This is a genomic window from Sporomusa sp., assembly GCF_035561255.1.
GTDB lineage: Bacteria > Bacillota > Negativicutes > Sporomusales > Sporomusaceae > Sporomusa.
In genome coordinates, this window is the sequence record NZ_DATMXX010000337.1 from 1 (window position 1) to 14,962 (window position 14,962).

At 48.6% G+C, this 14,962-nt stretch carries 15 protein-coding genes, 1 other RNA gene, 1 pseudogene and 1 riboswitch; all 17 genes and pseudogenes read left to right on the forward strand.

The genetic code is table 11. From position 1 onward, the window contains the following. Positions 1-59 precede the first annotated feature (59 nt). Positions 60-232, forward strand: a riboswitch (cobalamin riboswitch). Between the two features lie 108 nt (positions 233-340). The 17 genes and pseudogenes from cbiD to ssrS all read left to right on the forward strand — a co-directional run bounded on the left by cbiD (position 341) and on the right by ssrS (position 14,863). Next, the gene (gene cbiD, locus VN379_RS18770) at positions 341-1,435 is read left to right on the forward strand and encodes a cobalt-precorrin-5B (C(1))-methyltransferase CbiD (RefSeq protein ID WP_325536664.1); all 1,095 of its coding nucleotides are present in this window, start codon (positions 341-343) and stop codon (positions 1,433-1,435) included. Further along, on the forward strand, positions 1,414-2,046 hold the full coding sequence (gene cbiE, locus VN379_RS18775) for a precorrin-6y C5,15-methyltransferase (decarboxylating) subunit CbiE (RefSeq protein ID WP_325536634.1): 633 nt from the start codon (positions 1,414-1,416) through the stop codon (positions 2,044-2,046). Before cbiD ends, cbiE begins: the two co-directional genes overlap by 22 nt. Beyond that, positions 2,043-2,624: a precorrin-6Y C5,15-methyltransferase (decarboxylating) subunit CbiT gene (cbiT, locus tag VN379_RS18780; RefSeq protein WP_325536636.1), complete on the forward strand. Its 582-nt coding sequence runs from the start codon at positions 2,043-2,045 to the stop codon at positions 2,622-2,624. Before cbiE ends, cbiT begins: the two co-directional genes overlap by 4 nt. Before the next feature lie 43 nt (positions 2,625-2,667). Beyond that, positions 2,668-3,432, forward strand: a complete 765-nt coding sequence (gene cobM, locus VN379_RS18785) for a precorrin-4 C(11)-methyltransferase (protein ID WP_325536638.1) — start codon at positions 2,668-2,670, stop codon at positions 3,430-3,432. Between the two features lie 3 nt (positions 3,433-3,435). Then, complete coding sequence (locus VN379_RS18790) at positions 3,436-4,509, forward strand: cobalt-precorrin 5A hydrolase (protein ID WP_325536640.1); 1,074 nt, start codon at positions 3,436-3,438, stop codon at positions 4,507-4,509. A gap of 20 nt (positions 4,510-4,529) precedes the next feature. After that, on the forward strand, positions 4,530-5,219 hold the full coding sequence (gene cobJ, locus VN379_RS18795) for a precorrin-3B C(17)-methyltransferase (protein WP_325536642.1): 690 nt from the start codon (positions 4,530-4,532) through the stop codon (positions 5,217-5,219). Then, a complete protein-coding gene (gene cobK / locus VN379_RS18800) occupies positions 5,216-5,980 on the forward strand; it encodes a precorrin-6A reductase (protein WP_325536644.1) in 765 nt (254 codons plus the stop codon). Before cobJ ends, cobK begins: the two co-directional genes overlap by 4 nt. Further along, the gene (locus VN379_RS18805; protein WP_325536646.1) at positions 5,980-6,606 is read left to right on the forward strand and encodes a precorrin-8X methylmutase; all 627 of its coding nucleotides are present in this window, start codon (positions 5,980-5,982) and stop codon (positions 6,604-6,606) included. Before cobK ends, VN379_RS18805 begins: the two co-directional genes overlap by 1 nt. A 71-nt stretch (positions 6,607-6,677) precedes the next feature. Further along, positions 6,678-8,084 carry a cobyrinate a,c-diamide synthase gene (locus VN379_RS18810; RefSeq protein ID WP_325536648.1) on the forward strand — a complete coding sequence of 469 codons (1,407 nt, stop codon included), beginning with the start codon at positions 6,678-6,680 and terminating at the stop codon, positions 8,082-8,084. Further along, positions 8,074-8,655: a bifunctional adenosylcobinamide kinase/adenosylcobinamide-phosphate guanylyltransferase gene (gene cobU, locus VN379_RS18815; RefSeq protein ID WP_325536650.1), complete on the forward strand. Its 582-nt coding sequence runs from the start codon at positions 8,074-8,076 to the stop codon at positions 8,653-8,655. The genes VN379_RS18810 and cobU overlap by 11 nt, the downstream gene beginning before the upstream one ends. Beyond that, entirely contained in the window at positions 8,648-10,180 is a 1,533-nt protein-coding gene (locus VN379_RS18820) for a cobyric acid synthase (RefSeq protein WP_325536652.1), read from the forward strand. Before cobU ends, VN379_RS18820 begins: the two co-directional genes overlap by 8 nt. A gap of 2 nt (positions 10,181-10,182) precedes the next feature. Continuing rightward, entirely contained in the window at positions 10,183-11,133 is a 951-nt protein-coding gene (gene cbiB, locus VN379_RS18825; protein WP_325536654.1) for an adenosylcobinamide-phosphate synthase CbiB, read from the forward strand. A gap of 33 nt (positions 11,134-11,166) precedes the next feature. Continuing rightward, the gene (gene cobS / locus VN379_RS18830; protein WP_325536656.1) at positions 11,167-11,892 is read left to right on the forward strand and encodes an adenosylcobinamide-GDP ribazoletransferase; all 726 of its coding nucleotides are present in this window, start codon (positions 11,167-11,169) and stop codon (positions 11,890-11,892) included. A gap of 167 nt (positions 11,893-12,059) precedes the next feature. Next, positions 12,060-12,272 (forward strand): annotated as a pseudogene (locus tag VN379_RS25200) (GHMP kinase); the annotation flags it as partial. A 529-nt stretch (positions 12,273-12,801) separates the two neighbouring features. Further along, entirely contained in the window at positions 12,802-13,902 is a 1,101-nt protein-coding gene (cobD, locus tag VN379_RS18840; protein ID WP_325536660.1) for a threonine-phosphate decarboxylase CobD, read from the forward strand. Positions 13,903-13,906: 4 nt separating this feature from the next. Next, entirely contained in the window at positions 13,907-14,527 is a 621-nt protein-coding gene (gene cobC / locus VN379_RS18845; RefSeq protein WP_325536662.1) for an alpha-ribazole phosphatase, read from the forward strand. Between the two features lie 161 nt (positions 14,528-14,688). Beyond that, positions 14,689-14,863, forward strand: a non-coding RNA gene (gene ssrS, locus VN379_RS18850) — 6S RNA. The last annotated feature ends 99 nt before the right edge of the window (positions 14,864-14,962 follow it).

Genomic DNA, 14,962 nt, shown 5'->3' on the forward strand with positions numbered 1-14,962 from the left:
TTATTCGACCTATCAGCAGGAAAAAACATAAATATATGGAATTATAGTAAATAATAATTTGATAGGTATAGGGAATGGGTGCATCATGCTTAATAGGGAAGTCCGGTGTAATACCGGCACGGTCCCGCCACTGTAATGGGAATGCTGCTTAATTTGTGCCACTGGGAAACCGGGAAGGCTTAGGTGTGCGATGAACCAGAGTCAGGAGACCTGCCTGTTCTAACACATGCCGTTAGGACCTACGGGAGATAGGCAGGTGTGGGTACAATAATCAGGCAAAAAATTTATTGTTTGGTATTTACCCCCTGCTCAAGGGGGTTTTTTATTGTCTGATAAACCGATGCGTAAGGGAATTACTACCGGAACGTGTGCAGCCGCAGCGGCTAAGGCGGCAGTTATGGTCTGGCAGGGGCAGCATGCCGCCGCCGTTGAGGTTATTTCGCCGCAGGGGGTGACACTGGTTGTGCCGGTGGTCGGGAGCTATGTGATCACTGGCGGCGGTATTGCCTGGGTGATTAAAGATGCCGGTGATGATCCGGACATTACTAATGGTGTTAAAATTGTGGCAGAGGTCATCGTTACCGGGGAACCAGGGGTCATTATAAAAGCCGGTGAAGGCGTGGGGACAGTGACTAAACCAGGGTTGGCCATGCCTGTCGGTGAACCGGCGGTAAACCCCGGGCCGCGTACTATGATTACAAAGGCTGTTGAGGATTGCCTGCCGCCAGGAAAAGGTGCAATAGTGACTGTTTCTGTTCCTGGCGGGGAAAAGCTGGCAACCCGGACGCTTAATCCAATACTCGGGATTGCCGGCGGTTTGTCAATTATCGGTACTACCGGTATTGTTGAACCCATGTCAGAGGAAGCGTTTAAGAATTCGCTTGTCCCGCAAATTAGTGTGGTACAAGCGTTGGGATATAATGAGATCGTGTTTGCCCCTGGCAAAATTGGTCAGGATATTGCGATTAATCGTTATGGTATCCCGGCAGCAGCTGTTGTCCAGACCAGTAACTTTATCGGCCATATGTTAGAGAATGCTGTTAAGTATGACATGCGCCGGGTGCTGTTGTTTGGCCATCTGGGCAAAATAGTTAAGGTGTCGGCTGGAATATTCCACACCCATAACCGGATGGCTGATGCCCGGCTGGAGACACTGGCTGCCTATCTGGCGGCTGGCGGTGCGCCGCAGGCAGCTATTGAGGAGGTACTGGCCTCGACTACGACTGAGGCTGTCATGCCGATTATTGCCCGTTATAACATGACTGCTGTATATGATGTGCTGGCTGAGCGGGCCAGTGCCAGGGCTATGCGTTATGTGTTTGGCGATTTAACTGTAGGGACAGTGATTGTGACTTTGAAGGGAGATATACTGGGGCTTGATCAGAACGCCAGGGAAATTGGAGGCCATTTAGGATGGAACATACCTATCGGGTAGTTGTCGTAGGCATTGGTCCTGGTTCGCCTGATTATATACTGCCAGTCGCCAGCCGGACCATTGCCGGGGCCAAAGTATTGGTGGGCAGCAAACGGGCGCTTGATACCTTTGGAACACCAAACCAGGTTACCAGGATTATTGATAAAGATATTAAAGGGGTACTTGATTTTATCGAGTGTCACCTGGCAAGTCAGGATGTGGTTGTGCTGGTGTCGGGTGACCCGGGATTTTATAGTATGCTGGCTGCTCTTAGGGGGCATTTCGCTGCTGAGCGTATCAAGGTTATTCCCGGCATTAGTTCGGTGCAGCTGGCGTTTGCCCGGCTGGCTGAGGTCTGGCAGGATGCGTCATTAATCAGCATGCATGGCCGCAAGGCGGCTGACGATGTGCTCAGATACCGGCCAGGACACAAGTTAGGGATTTTAACTGATACCCAGCACAACCCGTCCCACATTGCCGGCATTTTGTTAGCACAGGGGTGGCCGGACAATGCCTGTGTATGGTTGTGCAGCAATTTGTCATATGATAATGAGGTAGTGGCTGCGCTGACTTTGGCCGAGACGACCGGAACCCCCGGGTTTGAGCATAGTGTAATGGTGGTGAAAGCATGAACCACAGGATAGGCATTCCGGACAGCGAGTTTGTCCGGGGCGACATTCCTATGACTAAGCAGGAAATCAGGATATTAACATTAGCCAAAGCCGGGATTGGGTCTGGTGATACGGTTATTGATATTGGCGCCGGTACTGGTTCGTTGTCGATAGAAGCTGCTTTGCTGGCTAAAGAAGGCCGGGTAATTGCTATTGAACGTGAACCGGAGGGTTTTGATCTAATACAGGTTAATGCCGCTAAATTTAAGACTGCAAATGTTGAGGCCAGGCTGGGGGCTGCACCCGAAGCTCTCGCCGGATTACCGGCAGCTGATGTTATTTTAATCGGCGGCAGTGGCGGTAAGCTGCCTGAAATTCTCGGGTGTGCTGACAAGCTGCTCAAACCGGGTGGCAGACTCATCATAACGGCTGTTACTGTAGAGACATTGTCTACCGCACTCAGCAACATGCGGCAAAGGTCTGCGTATAGCGTCGAGGCTTGTTGTGTCCAGGTCACCCGAATCCAGCAGGTGGGTGCCAGTAATATGTTTAAAGCGTTAAATCCGATTTATATAATTGCGTGTAATAAAGAGGGGTAGCTGTTGAAGCAATAGAGCAGCTAAGAAGAAGGGAGCAAGATGAATGAATGTATTTTTTGTTGGAGCCGGCCCGGGCGATCCTGAACTCATAACAGTTAAAGGGCAGCGTCTTTTAGGGCAGGCTGATATTATTATCTATGCCGGTTCATTGGTAAACCCGGCACTGTTATCGCTGGCTAAAAATGGTGCAGCTATCTATAATAGCGCATCAATGACTCTGGATGAGGTCATTGCGGTGATGGATGCAGGTGTTAAAGAAAATAAGCTGGTAGTTAGGCTCCATACCGGTGACCCCAGCATCTATGGCGCCATCCAGGAACAAATGGATGCGCTGGTGATCAAAAATATTACTTTTGAGGTTATTCCAGGAGTGAGTTCTTTCCTGGCTACAGCGGCTGCCTTAAAGCAGGAATATACCCTTCCCGATGTGTCGCAAACGGTTATTATTACCCGCCTGGAAGGGCGTACGCCTGTTCCGGAAAAGGAAAAACTGGCTAAACTGGCCAGCCATGAAGCAACGATGTGTATTTTTTTGAGTGTCCATATGCTGGATAATGTGGTTAAGGAACTTGTGGATGGAGGGTATACCTACGAAACGCCTGTAGCCATTGTCCAAAAGGCTTCCTGGCCTGATCAAAAGATTTTCCGCGGCACTTTGGCCACCATTGCGCAAATTGCGAGGGAAAGCAGCATTGACCGCACAGCCATGATTGTGGTGGGCAAGGTCTTGAGTACAGATTACGCGTTGTCGCGACTGTATGCTCCCGAGTTTGGACATATGTTCAGGCAGGCACAGGAGGCTAAGTAGGTTGTGAAACTGGCAGTCATTTCAGTGACTAATCAAGGGGCCCAGCTGGCGGAGCGCCTGGCGTTGCGCTTAGGTTCTAATGTTGCTATATATGTAAAGTCAGGGCGTAACCCGATTGATTCACCGCACACGTATGACAGTTTGAGTGAGTTAGTCCATGAAATATTTTCACTTTATGATGGATTGGTTTTTATCATGGCGACAGGCATTGTGGTGAGGGTTATTGCACCATATGTCAGGGACAAAAGGCTTGATCCGGCTGTAATAGTCATGGATGACGGTGGTAATTTTGCTATTAGCCTGTTATCCGGTCATATTGGCGGTGCAAATGATCTAACCCGGCTGATAAGTATGGCTACCGGCGCTACGGCGGTTATTACCACTGCCACTGATACTGCCAACCTGCCGGCCGCTGACGTGCTGGCAGTCAAGCTTGAGCTGGCTATCGAACCTTTTCCTTCCTTAAAGATGATCAATGCGGCGATAGTTAATGGTGACCGGGTCGTGTTTTTCATTGATAAGGCGTTGGCCGGGTACCAGCATTATATGGGGTTGGCAGCGAAACAGGGGATTGTGCTGGTAGATATTGATGAGATTACTTGCGCGGAGAGCTATGATGCCGCGGTAATCATTACCGACAGGGAACTCAATATTGATAAGCCACACCTTTACTTACGCCCAGGCAGCTTAGCCGTTGGTGTTGGTTGTCGCCGCGGAGCTACCGGCGGCGAGGTTATGACCGCCATTAAACAGGCTTGCAGAGAGGCTGGCCGCAGTTTTAAGAGTGTTGCAGTTATTGGAAGCACTGTTGTTAAGGAAGATGAGATTGGGTTGCTGGCTGCTGCCGAGCAGCTGGATGTGCCAATTGAGTTTTTCACCAATGAGCAGCTTGCACGATGTATTGAACAATATAAATTATCATTATCTGATTTTGTTAATGAAACGATAGGAGTGGGAAATGTATGCGAACCAGCAGCAATTCTAACAGGGCAGAGCAGCAGTCTGCTGTTGCCCAAAACCAAGTATCCCAAAGTAACTGTTGCTATTGCGCCGGTAAGATATCGGTGGTGGGAATAGGACCAGGCAGTTTAATCGATATGACGCCCCGGGCTCGTCAGGCCATTGAGAGTGCCGAGGTTATTGTTGGCTATGATACATACTTAAACCTGATACAAGATTTGTTAGCAGGCAAGGCCACAATTGGTACAGGGATGATGCAGGAAATTGACCGGTGTCAGGCAGCTGTTGAACAGGCCATGAGTGGAAAACAGGTTGCCGTTATCTCCAGCGGTGATCCCGGCGTATATGGTATGGCGGGTCTGGTGCTTGAGCTTGTTGGCAAGTATCCTGCAACTGTTCAGCCTGAAGTCGTTGTGATTCCTGGAATCAGTGCCGTCAGTGCTGCTGCCGCTGTCCTGGGAGCACCGTTAATGCATGATTTTGCGGTTATCAGTTTAAGCGATTTGCTAACCCCGTGGGAGATTATTGAGAAAAGGGTAGAGATGGCGGCGGCTGGCGACTTTGTTATTGCTATCTATAACCCAAAAAGTATCAGAAGAACAAGTCAGATTGAGGCTGTGCGCGAGATTACGTTAAAACACCGTGGGCCTAATACCCCTGTCGGTATCGTGCATCATGCTACCAGAGCCAAAGAGGATATGACCTTATCGACCCTTGATAATTTCACTAATGAACATATCGACATGTTTTCGCTGGTTCTCATCGGCAACAGCCAGACATATGTAGCTGACGGTAAAATGGTAACCCCGAGGGGCTATCGGCTATGATTTTAGTGCTGGCAGGAACGCTTGATGGCCGGGAATTGGCGGTACGTTTGGCTAACGCAGGTTATCAGGTCATTGTATCGGTAATCAGTGATTATGGCCGCAGTCTAGCTGAATCACCAGGTCTCAGTGTTTATGCCGGACAACTGACAATAGCAGATATGCAGGAAATGATTGATGCCCAGGGGATTAAGGCTATTATTGATGCCAGCCATCCCTATGCCGTTAATGGTTCAACAAATGCGATGGCGGCATGTGAGGCCACTGGTATTAAATACATCCGGTATGAACGGTCTGCGGTAAGTGTTCCTGATGAATATGAAGGTCTATATCTGGCCGGTGATGCTGGCGAGGCGGCAAAGATTGCCGCCGGTTTGGGGCAGGTAATCTTCCTGACCACCGGCAGCCGTACCCTTAAATTATTTAAATATGAGCCGTTATTGGCCAAATGCCGGATTATTGCGAGGGTGTTGCCTCAGCCTGAGGTTATTTCTGAGTGTATTGAACTGGGTTTTAGCCCCGGTGATATTGTCGCCATACAGGGGCCTTTTTCCCACAAGTTTAATGCAGCGATGTTTAAGGAATATGCTGCTGAGGTTGTTATAACTAAAAACAGTGGTACAATCGGCGGTGCTGATACTAAAATATCAGCCGCGATGGAACTGGGTTTGCCAATTATTGTTATTGGCAGACCGGCTATTGTGTATAAAAACCTGTGCCTGACCCACGAGGAAGTAATTAATATGGTTCTGGAGGTAATATAATGGAATACATAAAAGACCCGATGGCCATTGAAACACGCAGCATGGAGATTATTGCGCCGTACCTGGCCGGGTTACATTTAGATGAACAGGCCGTCAAGGTTTTTTCGCGGATAATTCACGCTGCCGGTGACCCGGACTATGCTAATATTATAAAAATTCATCCAGAGGCTATTGCCGCGGGTTTGAGTGCGCTCAAAGCCGGGTGTAATATTTTTTGTGATGTTGAGATGGTACGTACCGGTATTAACAAGCGCCGGCTGGCTGAATTGGGCGGACAGACGTATTGCCTGGTAGCTGATCCGGCAGTGGCCGAGGAGGCTAAGGCGGCAGGTATTACCCGGTCTATGGCGGCTATGCGTAAATTTGGTGCTCAGCTTAATGGGGCTATTGTGGCGATTGGCAATGCGCCAACAGCTTTGTTTGAAGTTTTAAAAATGATTAAGGAAGATAATATTAAACCGGCGCTGATCATTGGTGTGCCTGTTGGCTTTGTTGGTGCGGCAGAGTCCAAGGAGTTGCTGCATACTACCTCGTCTGTCCCGTATATTACTGTCCTGGGCAACAAGGGTGGCAGTCCCATCGCAGCAGCTTCTGTCAATGCGGTCATGTATATGCTGGGCCGATAACGGCTGTCTGCGGGTTTAGTCAGGCAGTAAAGGCAAGACAACAGTGGCAACGAATGATAGGAGGATTACGTATGGGCCAATTGAATATCCCACGGGTGGTTATTGCCGGGGTTAGTAGTGGTGCTGGCAAAACGACGATTGTAACCGGTATATTGTCTGCTTTAGCTGAGCGTGGCCTTAAGGTTCAATCATATAAAGTTGGCCCTGACTATATCGACCCCGGTTTTCACCGGCTGGCCAGTGGTAAAAGTGCTCATAACCTTGATACCTGGCTGGTGCCGCCAGATTGTCTTTCAGAAATATTTGCCGGTACGGCGGCAGGCAATGACCTTGCTGTTATCGAAGGTGTTATGGGACTGTATGATGGCGGGCGCTCTGGTGTCAGCAGCACTGCGGCCATAGCAAAAATGCTCAACGCACCAGTAGTTCTGGTCATTGACGCCAAATCAATGGGTGAGAGTGCTGCCGCGATTGCTTTAGGCTTTAAAATGTATGATCCCGAAGTCAATCTGGCCGGTGTAATTATTAACAGGCTTGGCTCGGAAAGCCACCGGCTGATGGTTTGTGAGGCTTTGGGCAAATTGGGGATTCCTGTAATTGGGGCGGTTTTCCGTAATAATGAGCTTAGTATGCCAGAACGTCATCTTGGCCTGACACCGGTTACTGAGCATGAGGCCGCAGCAACTGTGGCCAAAATGGGACACCAGGTTACGCAGCAGGTGGCATTGGACGAATTAATCAAATTGGCTGGTGCAGCAGGACCGCTTTCTGTGCCCTCATTACGGGCAATAAACAAGCCTGCGATTAAAGCCCGAATCGGTGTGGCCCAAGACGAAGTATTTACCTTTTATTATCCTTCCAGTCTTGAGATTTTGACTGAATTTGGAGCGAAAATTATTCCCTTTAGTCCCCTCAAGGATAGCCATTTGCCTGCAGTGGACGGTATCGTGCTTGGTGGCGGTTTTCCTGAAATGTTTGTCAGGGAATTGTCGGCAAATACCCTGATGCGTCAGGCGATACTGCAGGCCGTAAAGCAAGGTATGCCTGTATATGCCGAGTGTGGCGGCCTGATGTATCTGGCCCGTCAGATTGTGGATTTTGATGGACAGGCTTATGATATGGCCGGGGTTATTCCTGCGGTATGTCATATGCAGTCCAAACTTGAAACAGTAGGCTATGTGGAAGCAACAGCCTTAAATGATAATGTATTATGTGACGGCGGGGCGACCCTGCGCGGGCACGAGTTTCATTTTTCACGGATGATTCCCGATGTAGATCCAGGCGAGTTTCCCTGGGCGTTTGAGTTTAAGAAAATGCGCACAGGTGCCATCTATAACGGTGGTTATGCATCAAGCAGTGTGGTGGCGTCCTATTTGCACATGCATTTTGCCGGTAATAAGCAGGCCGCCGCCCGGTTTGTTGAACAGTGTGCGCAGTATAGCCTAACTGGGCTGGGAGGTAGAACGCATGGCCGGTAAAATTGTTTTGGTTACCGGTGGCGCCCGCAGCGGTAAAAGCACTTTTGCTGAACGCTACGCTGCCCATGGCAGCCGGGCGGTAGCGTATATTGCTACTGCCCAGATATATGACGATGAGATGAAAGAGCGGGTGACCCTTCATCGAAACCGCCGCCCGGCAAGCTGGTCAACTTTTGAAGCGCCTTATAAGGCCGAGCTGGCTATGGCAGAGGCAGTTCAAAGCGCAGATGTAGTCTTGTTTGATTGCCTGACCCTCTATACCAGTAATCTGCTCTTAGCGCCTGACGCACCAACTGACCGGGAAGAGCGTTGTCAGGCGGTGCTTGGCGCCATTGATAAATTGCTTACTAGTGCTAAACAGGGGCATTCAGATGTAATATTTGTTACTAACGAAGTTGGTTACGGGATTGTGCCTGAGAATGCGCTGGCCCGTGAATACCGTGATGTGGCCGGGCTTGTCAATCAAAAAGTAGCCAGATACGCAGACGAGGTTTATTTAGTAGTGTGCGGCCTGGCTGCTGAGTTAAAAAAGATAGCCGTTAGTCTGAGGGAGGTTGAGCTTAATGGCTAAAGCAATCATGCTGCAGGGAACAAGTTCTCATGTTGGCAAAAGTATTTTAACAACAGCGTTATGCCGGATATTTAAACAAGATGGTCAGCGGGTAACGCCATTTAAATCACAGAATATGGCACTTAATTCCTATGTGACAAAAACGGGTGGCGAAATGGGCCGGGCACAGGTGGCCCAGGCTGAGGCTGCCGGGCTGGAACCTGCTGTTGATATGAATCCGGTATTATTAAAACCTACCGGTAATTCTTGCTCGCAGGTCATTGTCATGGGTAAGCCTGTTGGCAATATGTCAGCAAAAGAATATCATTCCGGCTATAGCCTTACGGCACTGGGGGTAGTAACCGAGTGTCTGCAGCGGCTGCATAATGACTTTGATATTATTGTGATAGAAGGGGCTGGCAGTCCGGCTGAGGTTAACCTTAAAGACAATGATATTGTTAATATGCGTATTGCTAAGCTAGCGCCGGCACCGGTGCTCCTAATTGCTGATATTGATAGAGGTGGCGCACTGGCATCAGTTGTCGGTACCCTGGAACTGTTAGATCCTGATGAACGCGATTTGGTAAAAGGCATTATCATTAATAAATTCCGGGGCGATATTAATTTGCTGAAACCGGCGTTGGATTTCCTTGAAACCAAAACCGGTAAGCCGGTACTTGGGGTTATCCCGCATCTTGACCGGCTGGGTATTGATGATGAGGACTCGGTATCGTTAGAAGATAAACAGCAGTCAGACACGACTGGAGAGATTGATATTGCTGTTTTACGTCTCCCCAAAATATCGAATTTTACGGACTTTGATGCCCTTGGGAATGAAAGTGATGTGCGGGTCAGATATGTGCGCCAGGGAGAAGCCATCGGTAAACCTGATCTTATTATTCTGCCCGGCAGCAAGAACACAACTGAAGATTTATTATACCTTCGGAATAATGGCTATGAGCAGGAGCTTATTAAGCTGGTTAAGAGTGGCACTCCTGTTGTTGGCATCTGCGGCGGTTATCAGATGCTGGGGCGGGAGGTTCAGGACCCGGATCATACAGAATCAGATCTTGATCAAGTCATGGGCTTAGGCCTTATTGACAGTATTACTATTTTTGAAGCCGATAAAGTAACCCATCAGGTCAAGGCAGCGGCTAATAATCACCGGTTCTTGGGTATTAATTATTCCGGTGATAATCTGACCGGCTATGAAATTCACATGGGTCGCACCCAGTTTATGACTCCTGTGGACCCTGCCTTTACGATTGTTACCCGTTCCGGCGAGCAGATAGCGATGTCTGACGGCGCCGTTACTGCAGATGGCCTGGTTATGGGCACCTATATGCATGGAATTTTTGATAATGATGCCTATCGCCGGGCGGTGCTTGATGCGCTGAGAGTGCGTAAAGGTCTGGCTCCGCTAGGGACAATGCTGAATACTCAGGCCCGCAAAGACGCTGCCTATGACCGTTTGGCCGATGTTGTCCGCCAGAGTATGAACATGGACTTAGTCTACCGTATCATGAACGAATCCACTGGTAAGTAGGTATGACAGAGTATGTAGCATTAGGTGCAGTGGCTATTGACCGTCTTGTTGGCGATCCGCGCACCGTATTCCATCCGGTAGTCATGATCGGTAATTTTATAGCCTGGCTGGAACGTGGGCTATTGGATACCGGTCATTCACCCGGACGTAGGAAATTGGCAGGTGCTGTACTTGTCGCAATTGTGATCTTGGTCGTGTATGCGATAGCCTGGCTGATTATGGCAGCTTTAAGTTTTATTCATCCATGGGCTGTTTATGTTGGTGGGGCCTTATTGCTATCTTTTACCATATCGCCCCGGAGTCTGGCTGAGGCCGGACGGGAGATCGCTGGGTATCTACATACCGGCGATATGGAACAGGCACGCTATAAGGTGGGCTGGATCGTGGGGCGTGATACTGCCAATCTTAATACCTCTGAGGTTACCCGCGCCACGGTTGAGACTGTGGCTGAGAATATTGTCGATGGTATTATATCACCACTGTTTTACGCCGTAATAGGCGGTATACCGCTGGCTTGTCTGTACCGGGCAGTCAATACCATGGATTCTATGGTAGGTTATAAGAATGAAAAATACCAGGACTTTGGCATGACTGCTGCCCGTGTCGATGATGTGTTTAATTATATTCCAGCAAGGATTACCGGTATACTAATTGTTATCGCCGCAGCGCTACTTAGATATGATGCCGGCGGTGCCTGGCACGCGATCAAGCGGGATGCAGCCAAACACCCCAGCCCCAACAGCGGTTTTTCTGAGGCCGGTGTGGCTGGAGCACTTGGGGTGAGGCTGGGTGGCCTCAACTATTATGGCGGAGTAGCCTCCTTACGGGCCTATATGGGTGAGGCTGAACAAGAGCTCCAGCCTGTACATATTGAACAAACTATTCACATTATGTATATGGTGACTATGCTGTTTATTGCAGCAGCTATAGCTGTAAAATGGCTGCTGTCCTAGTTTGTGTGTAGTTCGATGTGGAGGAATTAGCGCTTGAAAGATTTTTTTACCGGATTACAATTTCTTACCCGCATCCGGGTGGTTGAGCAGACCGATTGGTCACCGGAGAGCTTTGGCCGCAGCGTAAAATATTTTACGCTGATTGGCGCCATTATCGGGTTAATTCTGGCTGGAATCAATTATGCTCTGAGCCAGTTTTTACCAGCGCATGTACTGGCAGTTATTATTATCTTAGCCGAAATAGTACTTACCGGCGGCCTGCACTGTGATGGTCTTATGGACACCGCTGACGGTGTATTCTCAGGACGGTCCAGAGAGCGAATGCTGGAAATAATGAAAGACAGCCGGGTTGGCGCTAATGGTGTGGTGGCATTTGTCGTAGTGGTGCTGCTAAAATATTCGCTTATTATTGATATGACACCGACAATGCTTACCACGGCTCTTTTGATTATGCCGGTAGCGGGGCGCTTGGCCATGGTAATCAGTATAACCTCTTTCCCTTATGCACGACCTGACGGTATGGGAAAGGCTTTTGCCCAGTATGCTGGTCCTAAAACTTTAATCATTGCTGTACTTGTTGCTCTTGTGGTTGTGATTCCAATGGGGCTTCCGGCATCGATTAGTGCAGGTGTAGCGGTGTTGGGCGGGATACTGTCAGCACGTTATTTTGCCGATGTTTTAGGGGGCTTAACCGGGGATACTTATGGCGCTGTTACTGCTCTGACCGAGCTAATGGCTTTGCTCATATTTGTCATTTAGAAGAAATAAGATTCAATTACTGAAAGGCAGACTTTTGTATGACAATTAAAGTTAAAGCGCCTGGCTCATGTGGTGAACTGGTACAGGGCACAATAAACGGGGTTAACTTTTTAATTACCTGTCCGGTCGATTGGTATTCTGAGGTCGCAGTTGTTACCGGCGGCAGTATGGCCCATGCTCAACCGAAAACCGCGGCAGCTGTAAATAAGACATTGAAATATCTGAGAATCCCTGGAGAATTCGGGTTAACGGTAGAATCCGATTTGCCGGTAGGCAAAGGTATGGCTTCCAGTAGTGCTGATATTAGTGCTGCTTGTCAGGCTGCGGCGTTGGCTGTAGCTGCTACGACGCTCTCATGTGATGAAATTGCCGATATTGCTTTAACAATTGAACCAACAGACGGTATTTTTTATCCCGGAATTATGATGTTTGACCATGTGCAGGGAAAAATCCGTCGCTGCCTGGGCAATCCGCCGCCAATGCACATCGCTGTTTTTGATGCCGGCGGCCAAGTTGATACGTTAGCTTTTAACCATCGCGAGGATTTGGCAATTTTAAACAAAGCAAAAGAGCCGCAGATAGTGAACGCCGTTGAGTTAGTAGCCCAAGGTCTGAGAACCGGTAACGCCCGGCTGATTGGGCAGGGAGCCACTATGAGTGCTATCGCTAATCAGGGGATATTATACAAGCCTTGCCTTGAGCTAGTGATAACCAGAAGCCATGATTTCGGTGCTGTCGGTGTCTGCGCTGCTCATAGCGGTACAGTATTGGGTGTGCTGTTTAGCGCAGACGCAATGTTCGGTCACGCAGCATGTATCAAGGAGATATGCCGGGCCTGTCCGGAGGTAACTTATTTAAAGACGGTTCGCCTAATTTCCGGCGGACTAATCATAAATGGAGATGATGGCATTGAGCGCTGACAACCAAGCCGTGAGTTTCGTTCATGGCGGCAATGTGCATGCCTGGGCACGGGAGCGTGGCAGTGAGTTGGCAGGCGTGCTCGACTATAGCGCCAACATAAACCCGCTTGGTTTAGCTGACAGTATACGTGAAGCGGTAACCAAGTCTGTTAGTCAGGTGATTCATTATCCCGATGTTCAGGCTGTAATGCTAAAAGCAGCGATCAGCAGCTATTATCAGGTTGATAGTGAGTATATTACTGCCGGTAACGGCGCCGTTGAATTGCTTTATGTGTTGACGCACACCTTGCGTCCTAAAAAAGTACTTATCCCCGCTCCGGCTTTTAGCGAATATGAGCGGGCGGCCAGGGCGGCCGGTGCCGGGATTGAATATGCATATTTATCGCCGGAAAATAATTTTGCTGTTGATGTAAGCACGCTGTGTAGCCGTCTAAACGGGGTCGATATGGTGTTTATCGGCAACCCCAATAATCCTACAGGTACGCTATTGACGGCCAGTCAACTTGAACACTTATTAGCTGCAGCCAGCCAGGCGGGCATAATAGTGGTTGTAGATGAGTCTTTTATGGACTTTATCCCTGGTGCCTGGGAATATACTTGCCGGCCGCTGCTTAAACAATATGATAACCTGGTAATACTACATTCACTTACAAAGTTTTATGCCATCCCTGGTCTGCGGCTGGGCTTTGCCCTTACTCAGCCAGCTTTGGCGGCCAGGCTACATGCTGCCAAGGACCCCTGGAATGTTAATTCCTTAGCACAGGCAGCAGGCGTGGCAGCTTTAGCCGATAAGCATTATCAGGATAAAAGCCGAGCCGTTATACATGCTGAAAAAAACATATTATTTGCCAGTCTTAAGGCTTTACCAGGAATAAATCCCTATCTGCCATCTGTTAATTATATATTAATCAATATAGGACAGACGGGTCATTCAGCGGCCCGGTTGTGTCAGACTATGGCTGAGCGGAATATCCTAATTCGTGATTGTAGTAACTACCCCGGACTTTCTCCTTATTACATCCGGGTGGCTGTTAGACTCAATGAACAGAACAAAATACTGCTCCAGCATTTAGAGCAGGTGTTGAGGTGAACCCATGACCAGACTAATAGTAGTGCGCCACGGTCAAACTTTATGGAATCTGGAACGGAAATATCAGGGACACAGTGATATTGCTCTTACTGATAAAGGGGTTAGCCAGGCTCAGGCAGTTGCAACACGTTTGGCTGAAGAACCTATCCAGGCTGTTTATGCCAGTGATTTATCCCGGGCTTTTAAGACCGCTGAATGCATAGCTGCCAAGCACAACCTGACAGTTACCCTTGTTCCTGAACTACGGGAGATAAAGTTTGGTGATTGGGAAGGTCTTACTTACGAACAAATTTCCGAGCGTTGGCCAGGTCTGTTGGGGAAACTGTGGACAACTCCGGACGAGCTTGAGATTCCTGCCGGGGAAACCTTTTATCAGCTAAAAGAGCGGGCAAGTGCCGCTATCCAGCAAATTGTAGATGCTCATCCGGGTCAAACCGTAGCGGTAGTAGCCCATGGAGGAACAATTGGAACAATTCTGTGCGCCATGCTGGATATTCATTTAAATCATGTCTGGAGTATCAGACAGGATAATACTGCCGTAAATGTAATTGATTATTATGATGGACGACCGACAATTACTCTGCTCAATTGTGTTCGCCACTTAAAAGCAGAAAGTGAGTTCTAGCGATTTCATGAAAGTCAAATAAGTATGACTGCGTGCGCGCAAGGTCGAACTGGTATATTCCGGTGAATTTGATATACTAGCCTAAAAAACAGTTTTTTGGCTGATTTTCATCCTTGATCTAACGATGCGAACATGATAAGATACATAGTGTCGAAAGTCACTAATGCCTGAGGTGCTCGTAACCTCTTATATGTTCAACCGACTCATTTACATGGGGAATTTGATGTTATGCTGCTGCCAAGCCGCCTAAGAGCGGAAGGCAAAAACATAAATATAAAATGCCCACCTGCGAGAAGCGGGTATGAACATACAAGAGAACGGTATCATGGGCCTACATAATCTTTTTCGGAATGCTCTTTCTGCGTAGAAGGGGTTTTTTTTTATATAAAATTATAGGATGAGGATTCCAATTTTGCCAAAGTATAGCCCAATGTG

Excerpts from the sequence above, each read along its gene's own strand:
- cbiD (WP_325536664.1), top strand. The coding sequence starts at position 341 with ATGCGTAAGGGAATTACTACCGGAACGTGTGCAGCCGCAGCGGCTAAG.
- cbiE (WP_325536634.1), top strand. The coding sequence starts at position 1,414 with ATGGAACATACCTATCGGGTAGTTGTCGTAGGCATTGGTCCTGGTTCG.
- cbiT (WP_325536636.1), top strand. The coding sequence starts at position 2,043 with ATGAACCACAGGATAGGCATTCCGGACAGCGAGTTTGTCCGGGGCGAC.
- cobM (WP_325536638.1), top strand. The coding sequence starts at position 2,668 with ATGAATGTATTTTTTGTTGGAGCCGGCCCGGGCGATCCTGAACTCATA.
- cobJ (WP_325536642.1), top strand. The coding sequence starts at position 4,530 with ATGACGCCCCGGGCTCGTCAGGCCATTGAGAGTGCCGAGGTTATTGTT.
- cobK (WP_325536644.1), top strand. The coding sequence starts at position 5,216 with ATGATTTTAGTGCTGGCAGGAACGCTTGATGGCCGGGAATTGGCGGTA.
- VN379_RS18805 (WP_325536646.1), top strand. The coding sequence starts at position 5,980 with ATGGAATACATAAAAGACCCGATGGCCATTGAAACACGCAGCATGGAG.
- VN379_RS18810 (WP_325536648.1), top strand. The coding sequence starts at position 6,678 with ATGGGCCAATTGAATATCCCACGGGTGGTTATTGCCGGGGTTAGTAGT.
- cobU (WP_325536650.1), top strand. The coding sequence starts at position 8,074 with ATGGCCGGTAAAATTGTTTTGGTTACCGGTGGCGCCCGCAGCGGTAAA.
- VN379_RS18820 (WP_325536652.1), top strand. The coding sequence starts at position 8,648 with ATGGCTAAAGCAATCATGCTGCAGGGAACAAGTTCTCATGTTGGCAAA.
- cbiB (WP_325536654.1), top strand. The coding sequence starts at position 10,183 with ATGACAGAGTATGTAGCATTAGGTGCAGTGGCTATTGACCGTCTTGTT.
- cobC (WP_325536662.1), top strand. The coding sequence starts at position 13,907 with ATGACCAGACTAATAGTAGTGCGCCACGGTCAAACTTTATGGAATCTG.